Origin of the sequence: Alteromonas sp. RKMC-009 (assembly GCF_003584565.2) — a bacterium.
Lineage (GTDB): Bacteria > Pseudomonadota > Gammaproteobacteria > Enterobacterales > Alteromonadaceae > Alteromonas.
Genome location: NZ_CP031010.1, coordinates 2,902,511 through 2,928,400, shown reverse-complemented (window position 1 = coordinate 2,928,400; position 25,890 = coordinate 2,902,511). Strand labels below are relative to the sequence as shown.

General features: G+C 49.7%; 15 protein-coding genes. 11 read left to right on the top strand and 4 right to left on the bottom strand.

The features are described from left to right. The first annotated feature begins 56 nt into the window (after window positions 1-56). From DS731_RS12930 to DS731_RS12915, 4 genes are read left to right on the top strand one after another with little or no spacing between them, the layout of a single operon-like run. A complete protein-coding gene (locus DS731_RS12930) occupies window positions 57-707 on the top strand; it encodes an ABC transporter ATP-binding protein (RefSeq protein ID WP_119501720.1) in 651 nt (216 codons plus the stop codon). A gap of 3 nt (window positions 708-710) precedes the next feature. Further along, a complete protein-coding gene (locus DS731_RS12925; RefSeq protein ID WP_119501719.1) occupies window positions 711-3,266 on the top strand; it encodes an FtsX-like permease family protein in 2,556 nt (851 codons plus the stop codon). Beyond that, a complete protein-coding gene (locus DS731_RS12920) occupies window positions 3,263-4,426 on the top strand; it encodes a lipocalin-like domain-containing protein (protein ID WP_119501718.1) in 1,164 nt (387 codons plus the stop codon). Before DS731_RS12925 ends, DS731_RS12920 begins: the two co-directional genes overlap by 4 nt. Before the next feature lie 33 nt (window positions 4,427-4,459). Then, entirely contained in the window at window positions 4,460-5,791 is a 1,332-nt protein-coding gene (locus tag DS731_RS12915; protein WP_119501717.1) for a sensor histidine kinase, read from the top strand. Between the two features lie 34 nt (window positions 5,792-5,825). Here the strand turns inward: DS731_RS12915 and ggt are convergent, their stop codons facing one another. Next, a complete protein-coding gene (gene ggt, locus DS731_RS12910) occupies window positions 5,826-7,559 on the bottom strand; it encodes a gamma-glutamyltransferase (protein WP_119501716.1) in 1,734 nt (577 codons plus the stop codon). A 53-nt stretch (window positions 7,560-7,612) separates the two neighbouring features. Further along, window positions 7,613-9,499 (bottom strand): gamma-glutamyltransferase family protein, encoded by a 1,887-nt coding sequence (locus DS731_RS12905; protein ID WP_119501715.1) that lies wholly within the window; start codon window positions 9,497-9,499, stop codon window positions 7,613-7,615. Window positions 9,500-9,896: 397 nt separating this feature from the next. Between DS731_RS12905 and DS731_RS12900 the strand changes: the two genes are divergently transcribed. The 7 genes from DS731_RS12900 to DS731_RS12870 all read left to right on the top strand — a co-directional run bounded on the left by DS731_RS12900 (window position 9,897) and on the right by DS731_RS12870 (window position 23,703). Further along, window positions 9,897-10,463: an RNA polymerase sigma factor gene (locus DS731_RS12900; protein WP_119501714.1), complete on the top strand. Its 567-nt coding sequence runs from the start codon at window positions 9,897-9,899 to the stop codon at window positions 10,461-10,463. After that, window positions 10,429-11,547: a FecR family protein gene (locus DS731_RS12895; RefSeq protein WP_161599153.1), complete on the top strand. Its 1,119-nt coding sequence runs from the start codon at window positions 10,429-10,431 to the stop codon at window positions 11,545-11,547. The genes DS731_RS12900 and DS731_RS12895 overlap by 35 nt, the downstream gene beginning before the upstream one ends. Window positions 11,548-11,613: 66 nt before the next feature. After that, window positions 11,614-14,949, top strand: a complete 3,336-nt coding sequence (locus DS731_RS12890; RefSeq protein ID WP_119501712.1) for a TonB-dependent receptor domain-containing protein — start codon at window positions 11,614-11,616, stop codon at window positions 14,947-14,949. A 42-nt stretch (window positions 14,950-14,991) separates the two neighbouring features. Then, a complete protein-coding gene (locus DS731_RS12885) occupies window positions 14,992-17,931 on the top strand; it encodes an amidohydrolase family protein (protein WP_119501711.1) in 2,940 nt (979 codons plus the stop codon). A 125-nt stretch (window positions 17,932-18,056) separates the two neighbouring features. Beyond that, window positions 18,057-19,451 (top strand): metal-dependent hydrolase family protein, encoded by a 1,395-nt coding sequence (locus tag DS731_RS12880; protein ID WP_119501710.1) that lies wholly within the window; start codon window positions 18,057-18,059, stop codon window positions 19,449-19,451. 184 nt (window positions 19,452-19,635) lie between these two features. Beyond that, a complete protein-coding gene (locus DS731_RS12875; protein ID WP_119501709.1) occupies window positions 19,636-22,704 on the top strand; it encodes a TonB-dependent receptor plug domain-containing protein in 3,069 nt (1,022 codons plus the stop codon). Between the two features lie 291 nt (window positions 22,705-22,995). Then, window positions 22,996-23,703, top strand: coding sequence for a hypothetical protein (locus tag DS731_RS12870; RefSeq protein ID WP_150154287.1), 708 nt, complete (start codon window positions 22,996-22,998; stop codon window positions 23,701-23,703). Between the two features lie 81 nt (window positions 23,704-23,784). On the opposite strand, the gene ylqF is transcribed toward DS731_RS12870, so the two are convergent. Both ylqF and DS731_RS12860 read right to left on the bottom strand, forming a co-directional pair. After that, window positions 23,785-24,783: a ribosome biogenesis GTPase YlqF gene (gene ylqF, locus DS731_RS12865; protein ID WP_119501707.1), complete on the bottom strand. Its 999-nt coding sequence runs from the start codon at window positions 24,781-24,783 to the stop codon at window positions 23,785-23,787. Between the two features lie 185 nt (window positions 24,784-24,968). Further along, window positions 24,969-25,889, bottom strand: coding sequence for an alpha-E domain-containing protein (locus DS731_RS12860; RefSeq protein ID WP_119501706.1), 921 nt, complete (start codon window positions 25,887-25,889; stop codon window positions 24,969-24,971). Window position 25,890 lies beyond the last annotated feature (1 nt).

Here is a 25,890-nt window from a genome sequence, read left to right as displayed (position 1 = left end):
TTTCCGGTGCTTCACCTTTCAGGACACCTTTTCAGGTGCTGGGTTAGTGCAGAGACATGTTGAAAATTCACCACCTAAGCAAGCAATTCGATGACAGCAACAAACCTGTTATTGACGATCTTGATTTATCTCTGGACACCGGGCAGTCTGTCAGTATTCGCGGCGCATCCGGTTCCGGTAAGTCTACATTACTTTCGTTGATTGCCGGTTTTGATGAACCGGACAGCGGCTCCATTACTGTTCATAACGTTACTCTGCCTTTTAAGGGAGAAAAGCAGGCTGACCGCTTTCGCAGAGAACACCTTGGAGTGGTGTTTCAAAGTTTCAATCTGCTGAGTTGTTTATCTGTTGAAGATAACATTGCCTTTACCGCCAGGTTAAAAGGCAATGTGGATCCTGATTATCAGCAGCACATTATGCAACGGCTTGGGATCAGCGCGCTGGCCGGTAAGTCTGCAGCCTTACTTTCAGGCGGTGAGCAGCAACGGGTTGCCATTGCCCGTGCTCTGGTTCATAAACCTTCCCTCATTCTGGCAGATGAACCTACCGGCAATCTGGATGAGGACAACAGTGAAAAAGTATCTGCTGCTTTATATGCACTGTGCTGTGAGCTGAACACTACGCTGGTTGTGGTAACACACAGTAATGAAGTAGCCGCTCTCGCGCAGCGGCAATGCTGGTTACGTCACGGAAAGCTGGAAGACTGAGGCATGCACGGTTTGTTTCCTGTGCTGCACGTTTTTCTGAGAATGGCGCTGACCCGGCCATGGCAGCCGTTGCTTATTCTTATGGCATTACTTGTCGCCACCGGCGGGCTCTCTGCCGTCTGGTTAATTAATGAAGGCGCAAGGCAGGGGGAGCTGGCTTCCGGCAGTCCCGGGTTCTTTGCTGCCGGTACGGTGTCGCCGCGCTCTGACGTTGAGCCGTTAACGAAACAAGACTATATCCGGTTAAGAAAGCAGGGGTTTACCGGGCTGATTGGTATCAGTCAGCGGGATATTACACTTTCCTGCGGTGGTACCGGGAACGACAGAAAGCAAAGTAAAAACGCAAAAACTGTCACCCTGACCGGTATTGATGAAACAGCCCTCATGTCATTACCTGACACGACTGTTCAGTCCCGCACGTTCAAGAGTGCTTCCGGTGGTTCTGTATTATTTGAACCCGGCAACCGGGGAAATACATCAGGCATTGTCAGCTATGCTGCACCGGGGTTTATGACAGGCTTTACCTGTGACAATCAGATGCTGTACGGCGATGGTACGGCTGTCCGGCAGCCTGTCTCTGTGCAGGGGCTGCCGGAGGATATGCTGGTAACTGGTCTGCAAAATTTTTACCGGAAAGAGATTACGCCTGACAACACCCCTCTGTCTGCGCTGATTATTGCAGGCGACCCGGATGATCAACAAATCGCACAGCTAAAATCTGCACTACCTGCTCATCTTACTTTTATACCGCCGCCGGTTCAGGCAGAAACAGGCACGTTGTCAGCCAGTTTCAGGTTGAATTTGCAGGCCATGGGTATGCTTATGGCGGTAGTGGCTTTGTTCATCATTTTAAATGCACTCATGCTGATGTACCGTGCCAGGCTGGCAACGATTATACGGCTGAGGCAACTGGGTACAGCAAAGCAGACAATACTCACTGCGCTGTTCGCAGAACTTATTCTGTATTGTTTTATCGCCGCGCCGGCTGGTGTGTTGTGCGGGCTCGGGCTTACCAGAGGTTTAACTCCGGTGTTGCAGTCTGTGTTTGCCGGCCTGTTCGACGGGGTATTTGTTTCGCCTTCACCTTTTATTGTGCAGATGGTGCTGCTGGCCTGGCTTATCAGCGTGATTGCGCTGGCGATTTTTTTTGTTATTCCGGTTAAACAGCTATCCGGTGCACTGTCGCTGCGCCGTTTCAGTGAGAGTCAGACAACACTGTCTGTTACCGGACGCCTGTTTACTACAGTAATAGTCACTGGCATTGCGGCAGGTTTTGTTTTTAATGCAGACAGTACGCTGACCGCGCTGGTCAGCACCGGCGCAGTGTTATTAAGTGGCTGTGTGCTGGTTATATTGTGGTTGCCGGCACTTACAGCAATGGTTTGCAGGCTGGTGCCGTCTTCAATGCCTGTATTGTCTTATGTGGCAGCGGGCACGCACAGACTTTCTGCAAAGAGTAAACTGGCTGTTTGTGCATTTTTTATTGCCCTCACCGCGAATACTGGCATGAATGTGATGACAGACAGTTTCAGGCAGGCCACTGAAGACTGGCTGATGCAGCGGTTGTCCGCACCGGCATACTTTTATTCAGACGCTCCGTCACCTCCGGAGTTAATTAACGATGAGATTCAAACCCGTTCAGTCTATGAAGGGCGGGGCACTATTCGTCTTAATGTACCTTCAACTGAAAGACGCCTGGCGGTTTCAGTGAAGAGTTTCCCGGTTGACGACATTGCCCGTAAAAGCCTTGCATTATATTCGTTCGCTGAGCAAGCCTGGTCACAGTTTAGATCCCGGCAAGGGATTTTTGTTAATCAGCAACTGGCATTCCGGCTAAATATTAAGCCCGGCGACAGTGTGGTATTAAGCGATATTCAAACTGATGATGGCACCCTGGTCAGCCTCCCTGACAAGTCATCCGGTGAGGCTTTTTTGATTGCCGGAATTTATCCGGATTATGGCAATCCTGAAGCGCAGCTTTTATTGCCCCTGCCGGTATTTTCACCGCCGTCAGGCTATGCCGGACTTTCGGCGATTTATTACAATAATCATGCATTCTCCGGGCAGAAACCGGATTTAAGCGAACTGGCCAGTGCCGGAACACTGTATTTTACCGGCGAACTGATCACCCGTTCTATGGCCACCTTCGACCGTACTTTTGTCGTTACCGATGCGCTGAACGTGGCAACCCTGCTGGTGGCCGGTCTCGCTTTTGCCATTTCTGTCAGTGTGCTTACTCTTGAGCTCCGGCCTGAACTGAATGTGCTGAGGGCCATGGGGGTTGGCCAGTGGCGGTTACGACTGGTACTGATATTCCAGTATATGTTGCTGTGCTTGCTGGCCGGGTTAATGGCATTGCCGGCTGGTATTGTGCTGGCTCATGTATTTATCTTTCAGGTAAACCGGTACGCGTTCTACTGGGTTTATCCGCTGAATGTGTCAGTGGACGTTTTGCTGTCCGGTCTTATGCTTAGCATGGCTGTGGTGTTTATTATTCTGTTATTGCCTCTGGGCAAAATGAACGCAAAAGTGGATCTCAGGCAGGAGGAAGGACTGTGAGAAAGCCGGCTGTACTTGTGCTGATAATCAGTTTTGCGTTGTTTCTGGTCACCCTGCCGGCGTTTCTGTTGATAACCGGTTCCGGTGATTCAGATACTGACGAGGCCGCTGACACAGCGAGAGCCGGTGGCATTTTCAGCGGTCTGAATATGCATGAAAGCCGGAAACTTCCTCAAAGTGCAACAGTCAGCGCTGACAGACCTGTCGTTCTGCCTGATGATCATGGCAGTCACCCGGCATTTCGCCTCGAATGGTGGTATCTCACGTTCGTACTGGAGAACGCACAACCTGAGGCCGGCTCCGGACCGGACAAATACGGGCTGCAATTCACACTCTTCAGATTCATTAATGACGGATATGAGCCAAATAACTGGGCGGATAACCAATGGTGGATGGGGCATGCCTCTTTGCACAGTACTGTCAGTCATGAGTTTGAAGAACGATTCGCTGCCGGTGGCACCGGACTGGCCGGTGTGACAACTGCACCGTTCAGTGCCTTTATCGACAACTGGCGCTGGCAGGCAGAAGGGAGTGCTCTTACCCCGTCTGAGCTCAAATTCACCATAAACCGGCATATGGATATTACCCTCAGCCTGACCACAAATGGTCCCCCCGTGCTTCACGGACAGCAGGGCTACAGCACCAAATCAGCCAGTGAGCAATACCGGTCTTATTACTACAGTCAGCCATTTATTCAGGCAAACGGGGTGATAAACAGTCACGGTGAAAAGACGGAAGTGACAGGGTCCGGCTGGTTCGATCATGAATGGAGCAGTCAGCTGGCCAGTGACGATGCCTTAGGCTGGGAATGGTTCTCACTGCACCTGGATAATGGTGATAAAGTGATGGCGTTCAGAATGCATGTAAACAATCAGCCTCCTTATGTCACCGGCACCTATATTTTTTCTGACGGACGGTCTGAAACCTTGTCGAAGGAGGATTTATCTCTGATTCCGGACGGAGCCGAAACCTTCCATGGCCGTACAGCTCAGGTTCGCTGGAACATGAAGATCCCGTCAAAAAATCTTGATGTGAATATCAGTCCCTTTAAGGCCGGACAGTGGAACGAAGGACGCTTTTCCTACTATGAAGGCAGGGTGAATGTAGAAGGTACACATTCAGGGCAGGGATTTATGGAATTAACGGGGCAAAACCCGTAAATTAGATTATTCGTTAATCATAACTGAAATACGATGTCTGTAAAACGAACTGAGTCTCAAGGTGTCCTGCGTAAACTCTACTGGCACATTTTCAATTACATCGCCGCCGTCAGGCTGAAAAAAAACGACCTCGATCCCAGAGTTATCCACGCGCATCTTATTACCGTGTTGTGCACCGGTGTTCTTATGTGGGCTTATGTCGCAGTGTCGTTCATTTTTATGAGCAGCACTACCCCCAAGGTTATCAGCCTCGTTGCATCCATCGTGCACCTGATCAGTCCGTTATTTTACCGGTTCTCTAACCGCGTCTTTTTAATTTCTAACATCATGTTGCTGGCAGGTATGAGCCACCAACTGGTTTCAGCGTTTTATTCCGGGGGATTCAACAGCTATATTTTGATCTGGTTCGGGATTTTGCCAAGCCTGGCGGGGATCATCTCCGGTATGCGTGGGTTGGTGCTTTGGGCAACACTTACCACCAGCGTATGCCTGGTGCTGCTTCTCATGGACATTAATGGCTTTAATTTCCCGGGCAGTGGTGACGGTATCATGTCGCCGGTTTTCCAGTCGCTGATGGTGTTCGGCTGGATATTTATCAACACCACCATGATGTATGCTCATCTGATCATGCAGCAACGATACGAACGGAAACTGTCTGCCCAGAACGCTAACATCAGTATGTTACTGAAGGTACTGACTCACGACATGAGCACGCCGGTAGCCAGTATCAATGCAGCCAGCTGGGCGCTGAAAACCCGGCAGGGGGCTCCGGAACATTATATTGATAATATTGATGTTGCCTGCCAGTCACTGACCGATATGACAAAGCGTGTTCAGCAAATGTATTTGCTGGCCAATGAATCCCTTGAAATCAAAAAGCAACCCTGTAGCCTGGTTGATTGTGTCGGCCTGTTATCATCGTTGTTTGAGATGAAACTGCAGCATAAATCCCTCACGTTTACCTATGACGAAGAGAAGTTATCGAAAATCCGGATTAACGTGGATCCCGGTTTGTTTACCCATCAGGTCATGGCTAATTTGCTGTCCAACGCAGTGAAGTTTTCCTATCACAACGGCACCATCAGACTGGATGCAGAAGAGAAGGGCGATACCGTTGCTATTACTCTGGAAGACGAAGGAACCGGCATTGAGGGAGAAAAACTTGCCCGCTTGTTCACCGTGGAAAAGAACGTGTCTTCTATGGGAACAGAGTCTGAGTTGGGCATTGGCTACGGACTGAATATTGTGAAAACCTTTGTCACCAGTTTCGATGGAAAGATCACCGCCGAATCGCCGCCATCGGGACGGACAGTACAAACACCTTTTAAAGGCACCCGCTTCACAATAACTCTGCCGGCGGGCTGAAAAGACCACACCGGCAGTGTTTGCTTAACGTTTGTTACCACGCCAGCGCGGTTGCTTCACGGCGCATATCTGCACCGGTACGCAACACGCCATTGGGTAAACGGCGGATAATTTGCAGACTACCAAAATTGGCCACCCAGCTTTCACTCAGTGTGATGTCGTGACCCTGTTCAGTCAGGGAACGGATCACACTGTCAGACAGGCGTTCATCTAAAGTCACGGCAGTACCGGAGCCAATGCGGTAGCGGGGGGATTCGATGGACAGTTGCGGTGACATATCAAAAACGTAGCTGTTGATAAGCGCCTGAGTAATAAACTGTGGTTGCCCTGAACCACCGGGTGTGCCTATGGTCATTTCAAACTTGCCATTGTCATCAGTTACCATGGCAGCCATCAACGTATGAAAAGGTCGCTTACCCGGCGCAATCTGGTTCGGATGCCCTTCCTCCAGTGAAAAACCGGCACCCCGGTTGTGCAGTACAATGCCTGTTCCCGGCACCATAAGGTTTGAACCAAAACTGGAGTACAGGCTTTGAACCCAACTTACAGCATTGCCTTTCTCATCCACGACCATCAAAAATACGGTATCGCCGTCCTCGTTCAGTAAGGCTCCTTTTTCATCGGGAACAGATAAACCTGAGATATAATCTGCGCTCGCTTTGTTACTGATAAGCGAAGCCCGTTTTTTCAGATAAGCAGGATCGAGTAATCCGTCAACAGGTACGTCAGCATACGCCGGATCTGCCACCCAGCGGTCCCGGTCGGCAAAGGCAATTTTGGTGGTTTCAATTAAATTGTGTAACAGCGGGGCTGAATTCTGGCCCATCTCTTTAAGTGGCATATTGCCGGCCATTGTCAGCATTTGCAAAAGCACAATGCCCTGGGAGTTGGGCTTTACAGTATGCACGTGTTTACCCTGAAAAGGCATACTTACCGCGGTTGTCCACTCAGGTTTGAAACTGGCAAAATCTGAAGCGCGTAAAGGACTGCCTTCGGCTTCCAGAAATGCTGCCATCTTTTGTCCGAGCTTACCTTCGTACATCACTGAGGCACCGTCTTTCGCTATCGCAGAAAGGCTGCCGGCTAAATCAGGATTTTTCAGTATTGAACCCGCTTCTAATGGAGCACCGGCGGGATAAAATACCGCTTTGCCCGCTTCGTTCAGTCGCGGTCCGGCTTTGGCGAGATCTGCAGCTAACGTTGTGCTGACCATAAAGCCGTCCCGTGCCACTTCGATAGCCGGTTGCAGTGCGTCACTCAGGCTGATTGTACCGAAACGTTTAAGCGAGGCTTCCCATGACGCCACGGTACCCGGCACGGTCACTGTGAGCGGACCGGTAAACGGCAGTCTTTCGAGTCCCTGCGATGTGAAAAACCCGGGTTCTGCCAGTCCTGCGGCTTTGCCTGATGAGTTCAGTGCCGTAATTTCACCGGTTTCAGCGTCATAAAACAAAGCGAAAGTGTCGCCGCCCACGCTGTTCATGTGGGGTCTGACAACCGACAGCATTGCTGCCATTGAGACGGCGGCGTCTACGGCATTCCCACCGGCTTTCAGTACATCGTAGCCTACCTGGGAAGCCAGCGGGTGCTCAGATACCACTGCACCGTGCAGGCCGCCTTTTTCCGGCCGGATTTCCTGTAACACCACGTTCTCTGATGTCTGGATTTCTGTGGTTGCAGCATATGCGGATGTGGTGAACAAACTGGTCTGAACCATTGCTGATAAAATAACATGCCTGAGATGCAGTCCGCTTCTGATGATTTTCATAGTTATGTTCCTGATAAAACTGTTTTAGGAGAATTCACACTGTTTAGCGGGATTTACCAGCCTACTGCATATGCGGCACGCCGGGGATCAGCACCGGCCGTCACTGTGCCAAAGGTCTGGTGACGCAGAATTGCCTGAATGCTGCCGAGTGAATAAGAGGGCGCCAGAGTGACATCATGACCCCGCTCTTTGAGGCCTTCAAACTGAGCAACAGGGATGCGGTCTTCAATACGCATGGTAATTTTTGCACCGGGTTTATAGAAATTAGGTTCAGCAAAAATGCTGAATCGCGGTGCTTCAATGGCTTCCTGAACACCCATACCAAAATCCAGTACGTTTACCAGCACCTGAAACTGTGTCTGACCAATGGTTTCACCGCCCGGCGTACCAAATGCCATCAGGAATTTTCCATCTTTCATGACAATAACCGGGGAGTTATTCAGAATGGGGATCTGACCACCACGGGCGTAGTTAATATCGTCAGGGTAGGGGGACGTGGAGCCGACCCGAGTGCCGTTGTTAAATGTTAAGCCTGTAGAGCCTACAACAACGCCCGTTCCGAACGCACCGCCGTGGGTAGGCGTCATGGCAACGACGTTGCCTGCTTTATCCATGACCGAGAAACTTGTGGTACTTCCGGCAAAGGATTTTTCGCGGCTGGCATCTACCAGTAACGGCCCATCAAGAGAAGCCAGATAGGCTGATGACTGCGCATTCCCCGGCGGTTCACCGTGATCAGGAAATATCATCGCTTCAGCAGGCTTCAGTAAAGATACGCGTGAGGCGATATATTCATCAGAGAGTAAGCCTTCCAGCGGAATAGTAAATTTGTTCGGGTCGGCGACGAAATGATAAACATCACTTTTCGCCAGCTTAATGGCTTCAGCAAGAATGTGGGTGACGCGGGGGTCATCCGGGGCATACTGACTGAGGTCAAAAGCTTCAACCAGTTTCAGTTGCATGGCGACTTCAAGACCTCCCCGTGAGGTCGGAGTGGAGGTGTAAATATCATAACCACGGTAATTCACATGCACGGGGTTTACCCATTGTGGTTGATAGGCTGCGAAATCCTCTTCAGTGAACTCACCGCCATTTTGCTGATAAAAACGGGCCATTTCCTTTGCTATATCGCCTTTGTAAAAACGATCAAAAGCGGCCTGAAGTGCTTCGGTTCTGGATTTTCCCTGTGCCAGTGCCGTGGCTTCTGCTGCTGTTACTTTTTTGAATGTGGCGGCGAGATCTTTCATGTAGAACAGTTCTCCCGCTGCCGGCACTTTACCGCCCGGCAACAACATATCCGCACTGGTAGGAATGGTGCGGTACAATTCTTCGTCGTAACTGATTGCTTTGGAAACTGATGCTTCCAGCGGATGCCCCTTTTCGGCATATTCAATAGCCGGCGCCAGCACTTCAGCCAGGCTCTTTGTGCCGTATTTTTGCAGCATGCTGATCCATCCGCCAAAAAGGCCGGGAACAGCCCCTGCGTGGATCCCTTTATTTAACTGTTCCGGTTCAAGTGGAGCTGCGTCCAGTGCAAGTGGGGCTGCGCCCGTGGCACTAAGCGACCAGACTTTATCTGTTGCTGCATCATAATAGGTAGCAAATCCATTGCCGCCGGCGCCTGACATTTGCGGGCGTACCACATTTAACGTAGCGAGTACCGCAACAGAAGCATCAACCGCATTGCCGCCATCCATGAGAATTTTCAGTCCTGACATGGATGCCAGAGGGTGTCCCGCTGTCACCAGGCCGTTTGGTCCCGGCACTTCCGGACGGTGGATAGTGCGGGAACTGCTCATCTGCAGCGGATAAGCCGCTTCCTGAGCGTTTGCGGGGATAACAACTGTGCCGGTTAAGCCGATTGCCAGTGAGAGAGAGAAAGTACGGATGAGTTGGCGCTTTGGAAAGCGGAATGAAAACAATTTTTGGCTGGCTGTCATGGTTGAAGGTTCCGGGTACCTGGAGAAAATGGCTATAACGAGTGCGCCGGTAATTCCGGAACCACTCAGTGTGAATAAATGTGTATGTTTGCAGACGGGCGTTCTCTATTCATTCGTTATCAGCACTTAGAAATCACCCGCTATGAATGCAGAAAGACCTTGACCCCGCAGTGGCCTGCATGCAAAAGTTATCAGGTAATCAGAAACTTGCCTGCTTCTGAATAATAATCATTTTCCGTTTTATCCTCTGCCAGTCTCTGTGTACCGGCATACTTTCTTTTCAGGACATATCCGCAACTGTGTTGACGGATTTTCACTTTTTTTCACAAAAAAGTTCCGCTGACCGGGACATCACCGTCTTAGTCATTGTCCGTTATAAACTGAGAAGAAGGCGCTTATGGGAAGAGCCATAGAAAAACACGAACTGGAAGAGACTGCGCTACCTTGTCAGAAAGCCATTACAGGTCAGAGAGAAATCATTGCTGACTTGTTCAGGCAGCATAATGATACGTTGATCAAATTTCTCAGAGCCAGGCTCCGCTCCGATGCCGATGCCCACGAAGTGGCTCAGGAAGCCTATGTAAAACTGCTGGATCTCGATAAACCGGATGCAATCAGCTACCTCAAAGCCTATTTGTTTAAAATTGCATCTAATCTGGCTATCGACCGTCTGCGATCCAAGCAGCATAACACTGTCTTCAAACCACTGACGTTTGTTGAAAGTAACCACCCGTCCGAAGAGCAATATGCGTTAAAAAAAGAACAGCTCAAGCTGATGACCGGATTTATCAATGAATTGCCTCCCAGATGCCGGAAAGCGTTTTTGCTCAGCCGGTTACACGGGCTGTCATCCGGTGAAATTGCCAGTCTGATGAACATTTCAGACAGGATGGTCAGAAAATACCTTGTCCGCGCCACGGAATATTGCCGTGACAGACTGGACAGCCATCAAGGAGATATTTGAAGTGAATTTTGAAAACAGGACACGTTTTGAGATCGCTACCGAATGGTTTTACGAATTACAGGACCCGAATATTGCCGTGGAAAAGATTCAGGAATGGCAAAAGTGGCTGGCTGAATCGCCCGAAAATATTCGCGAATACGAACGGGTTGAAGAGGTGCTGAACCTGTCAGGTGATATGGAAGGCCTGGTGTGGCCGGACGACAGAGATTTGCTGGCTGATGATTACGACGGAGAAGAAAAGATAGAAAGCTGGAAAAAACCGGCAAAAAAACGCGCCTTCAATCCGTTCAGCGTTTTCAGTCTTGAAAAATTATATGACTGGCGGCCGTTTCAGGTATCCACCTTGTCTGTGGTGTATGCCGCACTGTTCTGTATCGCTATCGTCAACCTTTCTGATTTCAGCGGTAACTATCCCGTTGACGTTGCTGTCTATGAATCTGCAACCGGGCAAAACCGTGAAGTGCTGCTGGAAGACGGTTCGGTCATTACTCTTGGTGGCCAAAGCCTGGTTTCGGTGGCATTCAGCAAGAGCCGCCGTCAGATCGTGCTGGAAAGAGGGGAGGCTTATTTCGATGTGGCAAAGGATGCTGACAGGCCATTTTCTGTGGTCACCGGCAACCGTGTTGTTACTGCGGTGGGTACCGAATTCAATATTTCCAAACAGGCTGAGCGGGTTGTTGTCATTGTGGCTGAGGGCAAAATCAGTATTGCACCGGAGCAGAATGAAACCAAAACCGGTAATACCATTGATGCCTATCTTACGGCAGGGCAGCGGGTCTTTTACGACAAAGAACACCTTTCTGATATTGCGGAGTCTCCTGTGAATGCATCCCTGGCATGGAAAGACGGCAAGCTTCAATACATGGAGGAAAAGCTCATGTATGTGGTTGAAGATATTAACCGTTACTCGAAAATTAAAATCCGTTTCGCCGGTGAGGAAGCCAAGGAGTTTCTTTACTCAGGTACTGTTTTTACCGGCAATCTGGAGCAGTGGGTCGAAGTGCTGCCCCATGCTTTTCCGCTTAGTGTGTCTTATGTCGGTGACTCGGAAATCGTGTTGTCTGTGCATGCCGGGGCAATATAACGTGACATTCCCCGCTGTTAACTGGAAGCATGATGCGTTTTGCCCTGTTCATTTAAGGGGTACCGGATGAGAAAAAGAAAATTCCGGCTGACAGGTATACTGCCAGTGTTGTCAGCCGGTCTGATCTGTCACAGCGTCGATGCCGCAGACAGGCGGATTGCCTTTGATATTCCGTCGCAACCTATGAACGCTGCATTGATCGAATTTTCTGAGCAGTCTGGCCTGCAGGTCGCGGTCAATGCCAGTCTCATCAAAAATATCAAAAGCCGGTCAGTGTCAGGCATGTATGAAAGTGCAGGCGCTATTGAACATTTACTGGGTGAAAATGCACTTACATTCGAAAAAATCGGAGAAGAAACCATTGTCATTAAAAAGGCTTCTTCTGAGGGAAAGTCATCTCTGACGTCCGCTATTAACCGTTCTCAGCGGCGGGCGTCAGCAAAAAATGAGCATGATTCAAAAACGAGGGATATCACCGGCGAAGACGAAAGCGGTGAGGCACAGTTTGAAAGGATTTCTGTTGTCGGTTCCGCCATTGCCAGCCATCGTCTGAAGTCCGCTTTGCCTGTTGCTGTTTACGGTACGGATGCGTTTGATGCCACCGGAGTGACTGACGGCAACGAACTGGTCAGAGCGATCCCGCAGATGGGCGATATAACCTGGAATGAGTCATGGATCCCGGGAAGCAGTAACGCAGCGAGGGGAGATACCGCTTCGCTGAATCTGAAAAATCTTGGCGCGTCCAACACGTTATTGCTGATTAACGGCAGGCGTTCCGTGATTCATCCCACCACTTCAACCGTGGACGACAGCATTTCCACTACCACATTCAATACCAATGCCATTCCACTTTACGGTTCGGACAGAGTGGAGATCCTTCTTGACGGTGCTTCTGCGATTTACGGTTCAGATGCCATTGCCGGAGTGGTTAACATTGTTACCCGAAAAAATATTGAAGGTGCGGGGTTAAAGCTCCGTTATGGCAAAGCAGAGGGCACTGGCCGGACAGACTCAGAGCTTACCGGTTTTGCCGGAACGGATTTTGACAATGGAAAGGGAAATGTGTCGTTGATGTTCAATGTGGTCAAAAGAACTCCCCAATATGCCGCCGATCAGTGGTACACCGCAACATCAGACCACCGCAACTTTTTTGCTAACACCGATTTGGAAAATGCCGCTTCGCTGGATGGTCGCAGTGTTTATACCCCGTGGGGTAACTTTATTGCGCCCGCGCAAGTTACTGCTAATGGTCAGCCACTCACCAGTGCCGCCGGTTATTTTCATACTGAGGCAGAAAGCAGCAATAACTGCATCGCTGAAGGTTACAGCGGCACATGCTATGCGTCCGGTAGTGCAGCAGGTGACTATTTGTATGACTTTGCCGCTGCAGGTACTTACATTACCCCCGGTGTAGAACGGGTTAATCTTTTTTCCATATTCAACTGGCAATGGCTGCCTGACACGGAAATCTTCGGCGAAATTGCCTTATACAAAGCGGCATCGGATTACGTGACCAGTCATGGTTTTTTTTCAGTGAATACGCCGGTTTATGTGCCTGCTGACGCCTATTACAATCCCCTCGGGGCATCGACTCTCGCTGACGGCACCATTAACCCAAACCGGATAAGCGGGCTGGATAATGTGCCTGATGATGGCGTGCCTGTTGAAATCAGGCAATACCGGTTTACCGGTGGTGGTTTGCGCACTGTTGACGTACATAATACACAATCGCGGTTTCTCGCCGGATTAAAAGGACTGACATCCGTGGGTCTGTCCTGGGAGTCTGCGCTCCTCTATTCAAAAGGCCATGCAGCCGATACGTCAGACGGCTACAGTGTGTCGGCATTTGCAGAAGCCATTTCCGGGCGCAGCAGCGATGCATATAATCCTTTTTCCGGCGGTTTGAATGCTCAGGCGGACAGCTCTGATTTTGCAGTAAAAGCACACCGCAACAGCGTGTCTGAAATTGCGTCATGGGACGTAAAAATAACATCACCTGATTTGATAAAACTCCCTGCGGGGGAGTTGGGTTTCGCTACCGGTGCTGAGTTTCGTTATGAATCTCTGAAAGACGACAGAGATCCGCTGGTGGACGGAACGCAAACCTATACCGACTGGTATACCGGATATGAGTACCTCAGTGACCTGGCAGGAACCAGTCCAACACCGGATTCAGCAGGCAGCCGGCAGGTGATGTCTGTCTATGGTGAACTGGCGATGCCGCTTGTTTCACCTGAATTTGATTTGCCCTTTATAAACGCTCTGGATCTGCAAATTGCCGGCAGATATGAGCGTTACAGTGATGTCGGGAGTATCGCTACGCCGAAAGTGGCAGCAGTCTGGCAGATCAATGATTCTTTACTTATCCGCGGTTCGTGGTCTGAGGGATTCAAAGCGCCTAATCTGGAAGTGCTCAATGCCAGTGAAATGGCCAGGTACAACAATCATACCGACTATATTTTCTGTGAGGCGGCTGAGCGTCAACACTATATTGAAAGCTACGCCGGTTGTTCAGCCACTTACGCAGTGACCTGGCATATTGCGGGAAATGAAAACCTGAAGCCGGAGCGCTCGGTAAACCGCACAGCCGGCATGGTTTACAGGATCCCGGGTATGTACAGTGACAAGGGGAACATGTCATTTTCAGCAGATATCTGGCAAATCGACATTACTGACCGGGTTGGCGTGGCTCCCGTGGAAGACGTCATTGCCCGTGATTTGTATCTGCGCACTACCATGCAGTCGCAGGATAGCCGCATTGTGCGAAACGATGCGAATAGCGAACAGCAGAGCCTTTTTACAAATACCGGTTTGCAGGCGGCAGGACAGATCCTCTTTATCCAGACCGATTATCAAAACCAAAACTCACTGTCAGTAAAAGGCGCCGATTTCGCTATGGACGGCGCATACAAATCATTGGAGTGGGGCGACTTTTCTTTTCATCTGGCCGCATCGAAGCTGATCAGTTATCAGCAGGCACTGACAGCAGAAATGGAAGAAGTGAAGGCCGCACAGGATAACGGACTTATTGACGGGTTTGTCGTTATCGGTAATGGCAATGAAACAGGAGTGAACGGTAAAAAACCTGAATGGAAAGGCCTTGCCAGATTTACGTGGCAATTCCGGAAACTGATATGCAGATTATCAGCGCAATATACCCACCATCTTAATGACGGGAGATACGCAGACGGCTCTGATTTTAAAGTGCCTTCGATGACGACATGGAATGCGTCCGTCAAATATACCTTTGATGACAGTCCTGCAGGTGCTGTTGATGCAGAAGTGGGAGTACGGAATATGTTCCGGCAATCCCCGCCTCTTAATGCGTCCGGTGATTACCTTGCAAACCTCTACTTACCTTTTTCACGTTACTTTTACGCCAGCGCAGAGGTACGTTTCTGATGCGCTACTTTTTTTTTCTACTATTTTTCACAGGATGAACACATGAATATCGCGAAAAGCGCGTTGCTTTGCTGCCTGTTAGTGTCAGCGGGACTGACTCTGCCGGCTGCCGCAACAAGCGGACAATCTGAGAGTATCACCGTGACGGAAGGCACCGCCATGGCTGCCAGTGTGTCTCCTGACGGGCAAACCATCGTGATGGATTTACAGGGCAGTTTATGGACTTTACCGGTCAGCGGCGGTGAAGCTACACGTATTACCGGCGAATATCAGGATGCGAGGCAACCGGTGTGGATGCCTGACAATCAGACCATTGTATTTTTCTCTTTTAAAGATGGCGGTTATGACCTCTGGTCGGTAGACAGAAGCGGCGAAAATATGACCGCCCTGACTTGGGGGCCTTATGATGACAGGGAGCCCGCTGTGTCGTTTGACGGGAAGTTTGTGGCTTTTGCTTCAGACCGCAAAAACAGCTTTAACAGTTACGACATATACAAGCTGGAGCTTGCTTCCGGTGTCATCACCCAACTGACTGACGATAAGTACGAGAACCGGATGCCAGTCTGGAAATCATCCGGCGATGCGCTGACTTACACAACAATGCGGGAAGGACGCCATTTACTGGTCACCATAGATGCCAAAGGCAACGAAACCATCGAACAGGAAGCGGAACATGCGCTTACTCCTATGCTCTGGGATAGGGGCGAGCTGGTTTATGCTGCTGCAAGTGGTGACAACCAGACCGTGATGAAAAGAGGAAGCAGGGTAATTGCATCCGGTGAAGAAGTATTTGAGTTCAAAGCCAGTCTTTCGGCTTCCGGTGAGGTAACTTACGTTGCCGGCGGTAAGATTAAAACACTGGCCGCTGACGGTGCTGCTTCTGATATTCCGTTTACTGCAAATCTGACCGTTTTTAAACCGGAATATGCCAAAGCAGAAAGAGATTTTACATCAGACAAGCCCCGCCCTGTTTTAGGGATCATGCGGCCGTCTTTATCTCCGGACGGCAAGTACGTCGCTTTCATCGCTGTGGGAGACCTGTATCTCATGAAGATAGGTGAAAAGCCCATAAACCTTACCCAAGACCACTACATGGAAGCGGATCCTGCCTGGTCTCCTGACGGCAAGTCACTGGTTTATTCTTCGGATCGCGGTGGCGATAAAATGCAATTGTGGGTACATGACATTGCTACTAATAAATCTGAGCAGCTAACTGAACTGGATACTCAACCTCTCGGACCGGCATGGTCACCGGACGGGAGTAAAATTGCCTATCTGAGCGTAGATAAAATGTGGGGCGAAGCCAGTCTTGGCATGTACGATCTCGACGCAAAATCCGCTTTTCAGATGAGCCAGACGCTTAAACAGCCGGGAAAACCGTCATGGTCTGCTGACAGCAGCCGGATCATGGTTGCTCTGCCTGATCAGTTTTCTGCAAGCTTCCGTGAAGGGACTAACCAGGCCTATATATTTCCGGTAAACGGTGAAAAGCCATACTGGAGTGCGCCGGTAGAGAATTTGTCAGTGGATACCAGAGGGGGAGGCGGGCCAGTATGGTCGCCGGACGGAACAAAAATGGCGGGTATCTACGGTGGTGAACTGAATGTGTGGCCTGTTGACGATAAAGGCGAACCTCTGGGCCCGCCAAGAAGTTATACATCGGAAATTGCGCACAATCCCACCTGGTCGGGTGACTCAGCAACTATCCTCTACCAGTCAGATGATAAGTTAAAAATGGTGAATCTTTTCACCGGTAACATTGAGACGATACCCTTCGACATGACGTACGTGCTGGCAAAGCCGGCAAGTAAAAAAGTTATACAAGTCTCTTATGTGTTTGACGGCGAAACGGATACTTTGCAAAAAGACAGGGACATCTTTATCAGCGGCAATACGATCACAGATATTGTCCCCCGCAACAGTAAATCCACATCCGGCTATGAAATTATTGACGGAACAGGCAAATATGCCATGCCCGGTTTGATTGAAAGTCATGTGCATCCGCAGAAAGACTTCGGACAGGGGGCGCACAGAGGCTGGCTGGCTTATGGGATTACAACGCTCAGGGACCCGGGCAACCAGCCTTATCATGGTGTGGAAGATCGTGAGGCCAGTGAAGCCGGTGTGAGAGTAGGCCCGAGAGTTTATACCACCGGCCATTTGATGGAATGGCAACGGGTTTACTACAAAATGGGTGTTGCGATTGCCGGGCCGGCGCATCTGGAAAAAGAACTGCAGCGGGCAAAAGCATTAAAGTACGATCTGCTTAAAAGTTACGTCAGACTACCCGATGCCCAGCAAAAACGGGTAACGGATTTTGCCCATGATGAGATGGGCGTGGGAGTGACCACTCATGAGATCTACCCTGCTGCGAAAAGTGGCGTTGACCGCCTTGAACATCTCGGCGCAACAAGCCGCCGCGGGTACAGCCCCAAGCAAATAGGTGGCAGGGCTTATGACGATGCATTGCAACTGATGAATAAGGTAGTTACACCTACCATGTTCGGGTCATTAAATATGCTGATTGCACAGCATCCTGAACTGAAAAAGGATAAAAGGTTGTCGCTTTATCCTTTGTGGACGCAAAAAGGTGTAGAAAACCCGATGGTGTTTCCTGCCAGCTATCTTGCCAGCCTGAAAGAGCAGGCGAAAACCTTAAAAACACTCTATGACCGGGGGGCAACCATCACAGCGGGTACAGATTTGGTACTGGCGATGAATCTGCACGGCGAGCTGGGTTTTTATGTGAATGAAGCGGGTTTCACTCCTTATGAAGCACTGAAATCTGCAACCTCGGTACCGGCTGATGTACTGGGTCTCAATGCCGGCAGGATCAAGGCGGGCAGTCTGGCTGATATCATTCTGCTCGACGCTGATCCGCTGGCAGATGTTTACAATGCATCAAAGGTGAACACGGTTATCACCAATGGCCGCGTTTACACGCAGGAACAGTTGCTGGATATGACTTATCACGGAGAATAGCCGTTTTTAACCGGTGATGCCGTCCGGCATCACCGGTTTTCTTTCCTGATTTGATATGTTTTAAGGTTCCGCAGAAGTGAGGTTTTCCGTTATAGCAGGAGACATCACTTTTACGGACTACAAAGATGCAAACCTTCATCGCTTCACACCGCCCGGTCTCTTCAAATCTTAACGCTTTCAGAACGCTTATAAACACAATTTGCCTGTGTTTAGCCTTACTTGCTCCTGTCACGTCACGTGCTGAAAATCTGACCCTCATCAGAAATGTTAATGTGTGGGACGGTACCAGTGATTCCCTTAAGCAAGGCTACAGTGTGCTGATTACCGGTAATCTTATCACTGCCGTTGAAAAGGAAATCGACACACCAGAGGATGCGGTCATTATCGATGGCAAAGGCCAGACGCTGATCCCCGGCTTGTCTGATGCGCATACCCATTTTGCCCAAACGTCGCCGTCAATTACCGGTATGCGCAACGACGAGAACTGGATGTACGTGGGGATCAAATCTGCACTTACGGCAAAACATTTTCTTATGCTGGGCTTCACCACCGTCAGAGATCTCGGCGGTCCCTCTTTTGGAGTAAAGCAGGCTATTGATGAAGGACTTATTCCCGGTCCGCGGATTTATCCTTCCGGTGCGTTTATATCGCAAACATCCGGCCATGGCGATTTCCGCAATTACAATGAACCTAACCGTGTCATCGCCGGTGGTCCGGTGATGCCAATGGACCAGCAGGACTGGTTCTATCTGGTGGACGGTAAGGCGGAGGTTCGCAAAGCAGCGAGAGAAAATCTGAGAAAAGGTGCGACTCAGCTTAAAGTGATGGCTGGTGGCGGCATCGCCTCTGATTATGATCCTATTCATTCGGTGCAATTTGCGCCGGAAGAAATAAAAGCAGCAGTGGAAGCTGCCAAAGACTGGGACACATATGTTGCTGTGCATGCGTATACCGAAAAAAGCATCATCCGTGCACTGGAAGCCGGAGTGAAAAGTATCGATCACGGTCAGCTTATTTCAGAAGAAGCGATGAAACTGGTCAAAGAGAAAGATGCCTGGCTGGTGCCGCAAAGCCACTGGGGTTTAAGGCCTGCTCCGGATTTAAGCAAAAAATTATCTGACCGGGAAAAGAAATCGCTCATGGTCAGAGAGGGCATAAACAGAGAAATGACGCTGGCAAAGAAATATAAGGTCAATCTGGCTTATGGCACCGATGTTTTCGGATCTTTAGGAAATGAGAAAAGGGCGCTGAATGAGTTTACGTCACGGGTGAAATGGTTTACGCCACTGGAAGTGCTAAAACAGGCCACGTCAGAGAATGCCCGTCTGTTTGCCATGTCCGGTAAATTAAATCCTTACACCGAAGGAAAACTGGGTGTCATTGAGCCCGGAGCGTACGCAGATATTCTGATTTACAGTGGCAACCCGTTAATTGAAGAGCAGGTTGTTGTGAATTACAGCCAGAATCTTAAGTTCATTATGAAAGATGGTGAAATATTTAAGAACGTTCTGGACGACTAAGTGTTGCCGTTGAAATGTTAAAATTAAACCTTTTCGTAACAAATGGCGGCATTTCGTGAGTTTTAGTGTTTTTTAGGAGAAGTTAGTTCCGTTAATTCAAAGTGGTTCGTCTTAGTGAGTGAAGTGTGAATCCCGCAATATCACACACAGATAAGACAATAAAATCATTCAACGGGAACTAATCATGCAGATACAGGAACTCAGAGGTTTCAGAAAGCTGGCACTGTCAACAGCGATAATTTCAGCGATGAGCGTGCAGGCTTATGCCCAGGAAACACCGGCCGGCGACGGGCAGGAGAAGATTGCTGAAGAGCAGCGGATGGAAAAAATAGCTGTTGTAGGTTCCAAAATCGGCAGTGAAAGAACGGAGGCAGCATTACCGGTTGCGGTTATCGGGCAGGAAGCCATCGAAGCACTTGGCTCTGTAGACGGTAACGAACTGATAAGAAGTATGCCTCAAATGGGGGATATTACCTGGAACGAGTCTTTTATCCCGGGAAGCAGTAACGCCGCCCGCGGCGACATGGGCTCGATGAACCTGAAAGGGATGGGGGCGTCAAATACCTTACTACTGGTGAACGGACGTCGTTCTGTTATTCACCCCACAACCGCTACGGTTGACGGCAGTGTGTCGACAACCACATTTAACTCCAACGCCATCCCCATGTATGGCCTGGATCGCATCGAAATCTTACTTGACGGTGCCGCAGCGATTTATGGTTCAGACGCCATCGCAGGGGTTGTGAACGTTGTGACGAAAGATAATTTGCAGGGCGGGGCCGTTAAACTGAAATATGGTCAGGCGCAGGGCTCTAATCGTTCTGATCTGGATTTAACCGGCTACTACGGCACAGATATCGACGACGGCAAAGGTAATTTCTCGTTGATGTTTAATGCCTTTCACAGAACAGCGCAGAAAGCTTCCGATATGTGGTTTACTGAAACCTCTGACCGGCGGGATTTCCTGCCGGGCACCGATCTCGCCGGCACTGCTGCGCTGGATGGGCGCAGTTCCTATACGCCATGGGGTAATTATCTGGCGCCCTATCAGATTTATCAAAATGGCGAAGCGATCACCACAGCTTCTGGTTATTTTCACTCAGAACTCGCCTCATCCTCTGACTGTCTGACAGAAGGCAGCACCAGTGAAACCTGTTATGCCTCCGGCACCGTTCCCACAGATTACCGTTCAGACAGTGCACGTGAAGACAGTTATGTGACCCCTCAGGTCACACGGATGAACCTGTTCTCAACCTTTAATTACTTTATCAACCCTGATCTTGAATTCTTCGGCGAAGCCGGGATCTATGCCGCGGAAAGTAAATACATGAGCGGACCGTCTGTGTTTTCAAGTTCCCAGGTAGTTTATATTCCTGCCAACGCCTATTACAACCCGCTTGGCGCGACTTATCTGGAGGATGGCACACTGAATCCAAACCGTATTGCCGGCCTGGATAACGTGCCGGAAGAAGGTCTCGATTTACGCATTCTGGCTTACCGGTTCACCGACATCGGCAATATGGAAGTTAATGTGGAGAATCGTCAGTACCGCCTGCTTTCCGGTTTGAGAGGATGGTTTGGCAGCAACTTCGAGTGGGAATCTGCCGTTCTTTATTCGCAGGGTAAAGCCAGGGATGAATCTGAAGTGATCAATGTGAATGATATGGTTACTGCTATTTCAGGTACAACAGCAGATGCCTACAACATTTTCTCCGGCGGTAACACTTCCCACGTGAACTACGGTCACAGCGGATTTAACAGCGAAGAAGTCATTAATTCATTTATCGATATCTCTGTGCGGGAGAGCACCTCTCAACTGGCATCCTGGGATTTTAAAATCAATAACTCTGAACTGATGAGTTTACCAGCAGGTGATCTCGGGTTTGCCGCCGGTATAGAAGTGCGTTACGAATCGTTGAAAGATGACCGCGATCCTCTGGTTGATGGCACAGACCCTTATATTAACTGGTATACCGGCGAGTCCTTTAACAGTAATCTTGGGGGCTCAAGCCCTACGCCGGATTCTTACGGAAGCCGTAATGTAAAATCGGCCTATGTTGAACTGGCGGTTCCCATTGTCGGGCCTGATTTCGGTATTCCGCTTATGGAAACCCTTGATATGCAGTTAGCCGGACGCTACGAGAGCTATAGCGACGTGGGCGATATTTCTACCCCTAAAATTGCGCTGGCCTGGGGCGTCGATGAAAACCTCACTCTGCGGGGTTCGTGGTCAGAAGGATTTAAAGCCCCGAACCTGGAAGTACTTAACGCTTCTGAAATGGCGAGATATAACACCCGTACTGACTACATTTACTGTGAAGCTGCGCTGAGACAAGGTGCTATCGAGAATTATTCTGCCTGTACTGACAGCTACGCGGTGACCTGGCATATGGCAGGTAACAGCGAACTGAAACCGGAAACATCAACTAACCAGTCATTTGGTTTCCAGTTAATTCCGCAGTTCCTGCCAGAGGACTGGGGTAACTTCCGTGTCACACTGGATTTCTGGGAAATTCAACTGGATGACCAAATCGGTGTCGCCCACTCTCAGGATGTTTTGATTTACGATCTTTACTTACGCACCGTAGAAGGCACCTCTGATCCGCGGATTATCCGTGCTGACCCGACGCTGGACGACATTGCCCGCTTCGAAGGTACAGGGTTGGATCCTGTCGGCGAAGTGCTTTACATGAATACCAACTACTCCAACCTGAACTCATTGAAAGCTAAAGGGATGGACTTTACGTTTGACTGGCGAAGTGTGGCAACAGACTTTGGCCGGTTTAACCTGAACTTCAGTGCTTCGCAGCTGCGCAGCTTCCAGCAGGAACTGACACCGCAAATGCAAACAGCCAAAGCAGCACAGGAAGCGGGTTTGCTGGACTCTTTCATCTCGATTACATCTTCTGATGAAGTGGGTCAGGACGGCATGAAGCCTGAGTGGCGGGCAACCACACGTTTTAGCTGGAACTACGAAGATTTTGCATACCGTATTTCAGCCATTTACACCGACAGTGTGGTAGATGGCCGTTACGCCAACGGTGATGACTTCGTTGTACCATCAACAACGTTGTGGAATACGTCGTTCCAGTACGAGCTGGATGAATCCACCTTTGGCGGATTTATCGTGGAAGCCGGTGTGAAAAACCTGTTTGATAAAAATCCGCCGTTAAACTCATCGGGCAATTATCTGGCTAACCTGTATCTGCCTTACAAACGTTACTTCTATGCCAGTATCGAAAAGCAGTTTTGATAACAATGCTTTTTAAGGTGTTATAAACTCAAAACCTACAACCGGGGAATCATTCCCCGGTTTATTCCTGTCGCGTAAAAGTTACACAATTTCCACTATTCATCATTAATGAAGTCGTCGTCTTATTACCGGATTCTTTTCTTTAATGTTTTTTAACACATTGTAACTACTAGCTTTAATGTCTTGCCCAGATAGGGCAGTCCGCTATTTCCACGTTTGGCATTTACCGTGCATCTGTTAAATATGCACTGCGTAAGCAGCGTACTTTATGTTCAGTCAGCGGAGGTCATTATGACGATCAATCAATTACCAGCTACAGCACTTGAAGAGCTTGAGGCCAAAAGACGGGCTGAAGAGCGGGGCGTGAGTGAGTCGTCATCAGTTGTCTCTCCGGCTGAGCGGGCTGAAGAGGTCCGCGACAGTGAGCGCGAGGCGGATGAACGTCAGCAGGAAATACGCCGCGAAGAGCGACTGGAACAGGAGTATCGTCAGGAAGCGCTGCAGGAAGAGCGTCAGCGTGAAGCATACAGGCGCGAAGAGCGTACGGCAGTGATTGAAGAGCGCCAGCTCCGGCGGGAAGAGGACAGGGAAGCGTTGTTGCGTGAAATAGAAGCCCGTCGTGAAGAAAGACGGCAGGAAGCATTACTTCAGGAAGAGCGCCTGGCCTCGTTGCAGGAAGAACAGGTTCAACTCAGAGAGCAACGTTTACAGCTGCAGCAACAGTCGCAGACCCGGCAACAGGAAGCGTCAGAGCAAGCTGATATTGAGAGTTCGCAGACGGATGAGCCGGCATCACAGGAAGAAATTAACGAAACGATTCAGTTGCTCCGGGCTGAGGTGGCCGTGCTGCGTCAGTTGCAGAACATCCGCGACAATGAGCAGGTTTCGCAAGACTTACAGGAAGCTTCACAGGCCCTTGAACAGCAAACTGGCAGGGCTGCCAACCAACTCCAGACTGGTGCCAACCGGCTGGGAAATTTCATTGATTCGGTGAGCTGATTAATTTAAGCGGGCATCAGGGAAACCGCAGGAAGTGAATACATTCTGCGGTATCCAAATTGTCAGGCCCCGGCAATTTAACTAAGACTTACGCATCCGCTTGCTTTGTGCTGCGCGTTTTTCGTTACGCTTTTCTTTTCTGTCGTGTTTGTCAGGGGTCGCTGAGCCATCTTTAAAGTGTTGTTTCCGGGCGGCTTTCTTCGCCGCTTTTTTCGCTTCGGCTTCTGCGATTTCTATCTTCTCTTTTTCAAGCATAGCGGGCGTTTCGAGTGTGATCCGGCCCAATTTTCCGGCTTGTAATTCGGTGAGGAGTATTTCACAGATTTTATGCAGGTTCACACGGCCACCTGTCATGATTGCACCACGCTTGCGGGCGGCATCTTCGAGAAATTCAATCTCTGTCTCTGCTATTTCATCCAGCTTAAAGCGGTCTTTCAGTACGTCCGGATACGCTTTGATCAGATAGTCGGCGGCATAAAAGCCCACGTCATCAAACTCCATTGCGGTGTTCTTAACCGCGCCGGATGCAGCCAGCCGGTAAATGGAATTCGGGTTTTCCTGCTTTGGCCACAGTACTCCCGGGGTATCGAACAGAATAATGCCGCTGCCCAGATTGATCCTTTGCTGGGTTTTAGTCACCGCCGGTTCGTTACCGGTTTTAGCAATCACTCTGTCAGCCAGAATGTTTATCAGCGTGGATTTACCCACATTAGGGATACCGGTGATCATGGCGTGAATGGCTTTACCGGGGCCGGCTTTCTGAGGAAACATGTCTTTCAGCATACTCAAAATGTGCTTAGTGTTTCCCGGCTCTCCCGTATTGGTGGTGATGGTGCGCACGCCCCGTTCACTTTCAAGGTAAGCCTGCCATTCCGCGGTCAGTTCAGGATCGGCCAGATCGAACTTATTGAGGATTTTCAGGCAAGGCTTATCGCCACGAATTTTAGCGATTTCGGGATTTTCGCTGGAGTAGGGGATGCGGGCATCCAGTACTTCAATGAGCACATCAACCTGAGATAAGGTTTCTTTTATTTCTTTCAGGGCCTTGTGCATGTGCCCCGGGAACCAGTGTAACGCCACGATATTCTTTCATTCAGCCGGATTTGGCCGTAGTTTACTTCATTTCTGTACAAAATGCGGTGTTATTCAACGGGTCATCAGAAGGGGCGGGACAGGAACTGGTCGTAAATGGTCAGTTAAACGATTGTTCGCGGTAAGTCCCTGTGGTCTGTACCGCGAACAATCAATGCACAAAGCGGTGTGGATCAGAAATACGCTTTCTTTACCGAGTCATGAATGACAATAAGTGCCGCCTGTATATCGTCTATCAGTTGATGCAGCGCATCCTGTTTAAGATCTCTGGTTTCAAGCTCCATGAGCATGGCAGATATTTCTTTGACCTTGCTGGTGATGTCCTGCGGTTCAGGTAGTTCCGACAGACATTTTTCCACCTGGCCCAGAGAATGGTTAATGCTACGGGGAAAGGACTTCCGCTTTAACAGGAATTCCAGTATGTCAGCCCGCTGAACCCGTAAGCGCATTTCCTGCCGGTATACCTGATAGGCCGATAAAGACTTCAGTACACCCATCCACTGAATGTTTTCAAACGCAGAGTGTTCTTCTGACACATCAGGGAGCAATGACGCTGACCGTACATCGATGATCCGGGTGGTCATATCACAACGCTCAAGATGCCTGCCAAGCCGCAGGAAGGCATACGCCTGATCGCGGTTCATCGTGCCGCCGACAAGACCGGTGATTGTCTGGTTACCTTTTATTATTTTGTTTAAACAGGTGAAACGGTGACGACGGGTCAGTACGCTCTGGCTGTCAGCCTTCGCCTGCAAATGGACGTTATTGATTTCCTCCCAGGCTTCAGATGGAATGATTTCCCGCACGATACGGGCATTTTCCCGTGCTTCTGCCAGCGAATTTATGATAGAGCCGGGATTACTGGTGTCGGTTACCATAAAACGGATAACACTTTTTTCATCAGCCGTTTCATAGTTTGCATAGAAACTCTCGCGGATGGAAAGCATATCCACAATCGGTTCCCAGCCCAGGGTGACACTTCGGGGTAAATCCAGTAACAGGTGAGTATTTACCTGAATCAGGCGCGCAGTATTCTCAGCCCGTTCAAGATAACGGGCCATCCAGTAAAGATGATTGGCAACACGTGACAGCATC

Coding starts and splice junctions, on each gene's coding strand:
- DS731_RS12925 (WP_119501719.1), top strand. CDS start 711: ATGCACGGTTTGTTTCCTGTGCTGCACGTTTTTCTGAGAATGGCGCTG.
- DS731_RS12870 (WP_150154287.1), top strand. CDS start 22,996: ATGACGATCAATCAATTACCAGCTACAGCACTTGAAGAGCTTGAGGCC.
- DS731_RS12930 (WP_119501720.1), top strand. CDS start 57: ATGTTGAAAATTCACCACCTAAGCAAGCAATTCGATGACAGCAACAAA.
- DS731_RS12900 (WP_119501714.1), top strand. CDS start 9,897: ATGGGAAGAGCCATAGAAAAACACGAACTGGAAGAGACTGCGCTACCT.
- DS731_RS12880 (WP_119501710.1), top strand. CDS start 18,057: ATGCAAACCTTCATCGCTTCACACCGCCCGGTCTCTTCAAATCTTAAC.
- DS731_RS12915 (WP_119501717.1), top strand. CDS start 4,460: ATGTCTGTAAAACGAACTGAGTCTCAAGGTGTCCTGCGTAAACTCTAC.
- DS731_RS12890 (WP_119501712.1), top strand. CDS start 11,614: ATGAGAAAAAGAAAATTCCGGCTGACAGGTATACTGCCAGTGTTGTCA.
- DS731_RS12875 (WP_119501709.1), top strand. CDS start 19,636: ATGCAGATACAGGAACTCAGAGGTTTCAGAAAGCTGGCACTGTCAACA.
- DS731_RS12905 (WP_119501715.1), bottom strand. CDS start 9,499: ATGACAGCCAGCCAAAAATTGTTTTCATTCCGCTTTCCAAAGCGCCAA.
- DS731_RS12860 (WP_119501706.1), bottom strand. CDS start 25,889: ATGCTGTCACGTGTTGCCAATCATCTTTACTGGATGGCCCGTTATCTT.
- DS731_RS12885 (WP_119501711.1), top strand. CDS start 14,992: ATGAATATCGCGAAAAGCGCGTTGCTTTGCTGCCTGTTAGTGTCAGCG.
- ggt (WP_119501716.1), bottom strand. CDS start 7,559: ATGAAAATCATCAGAAGCGGACTGCATCTCAGGCATGTTATTTTATCA.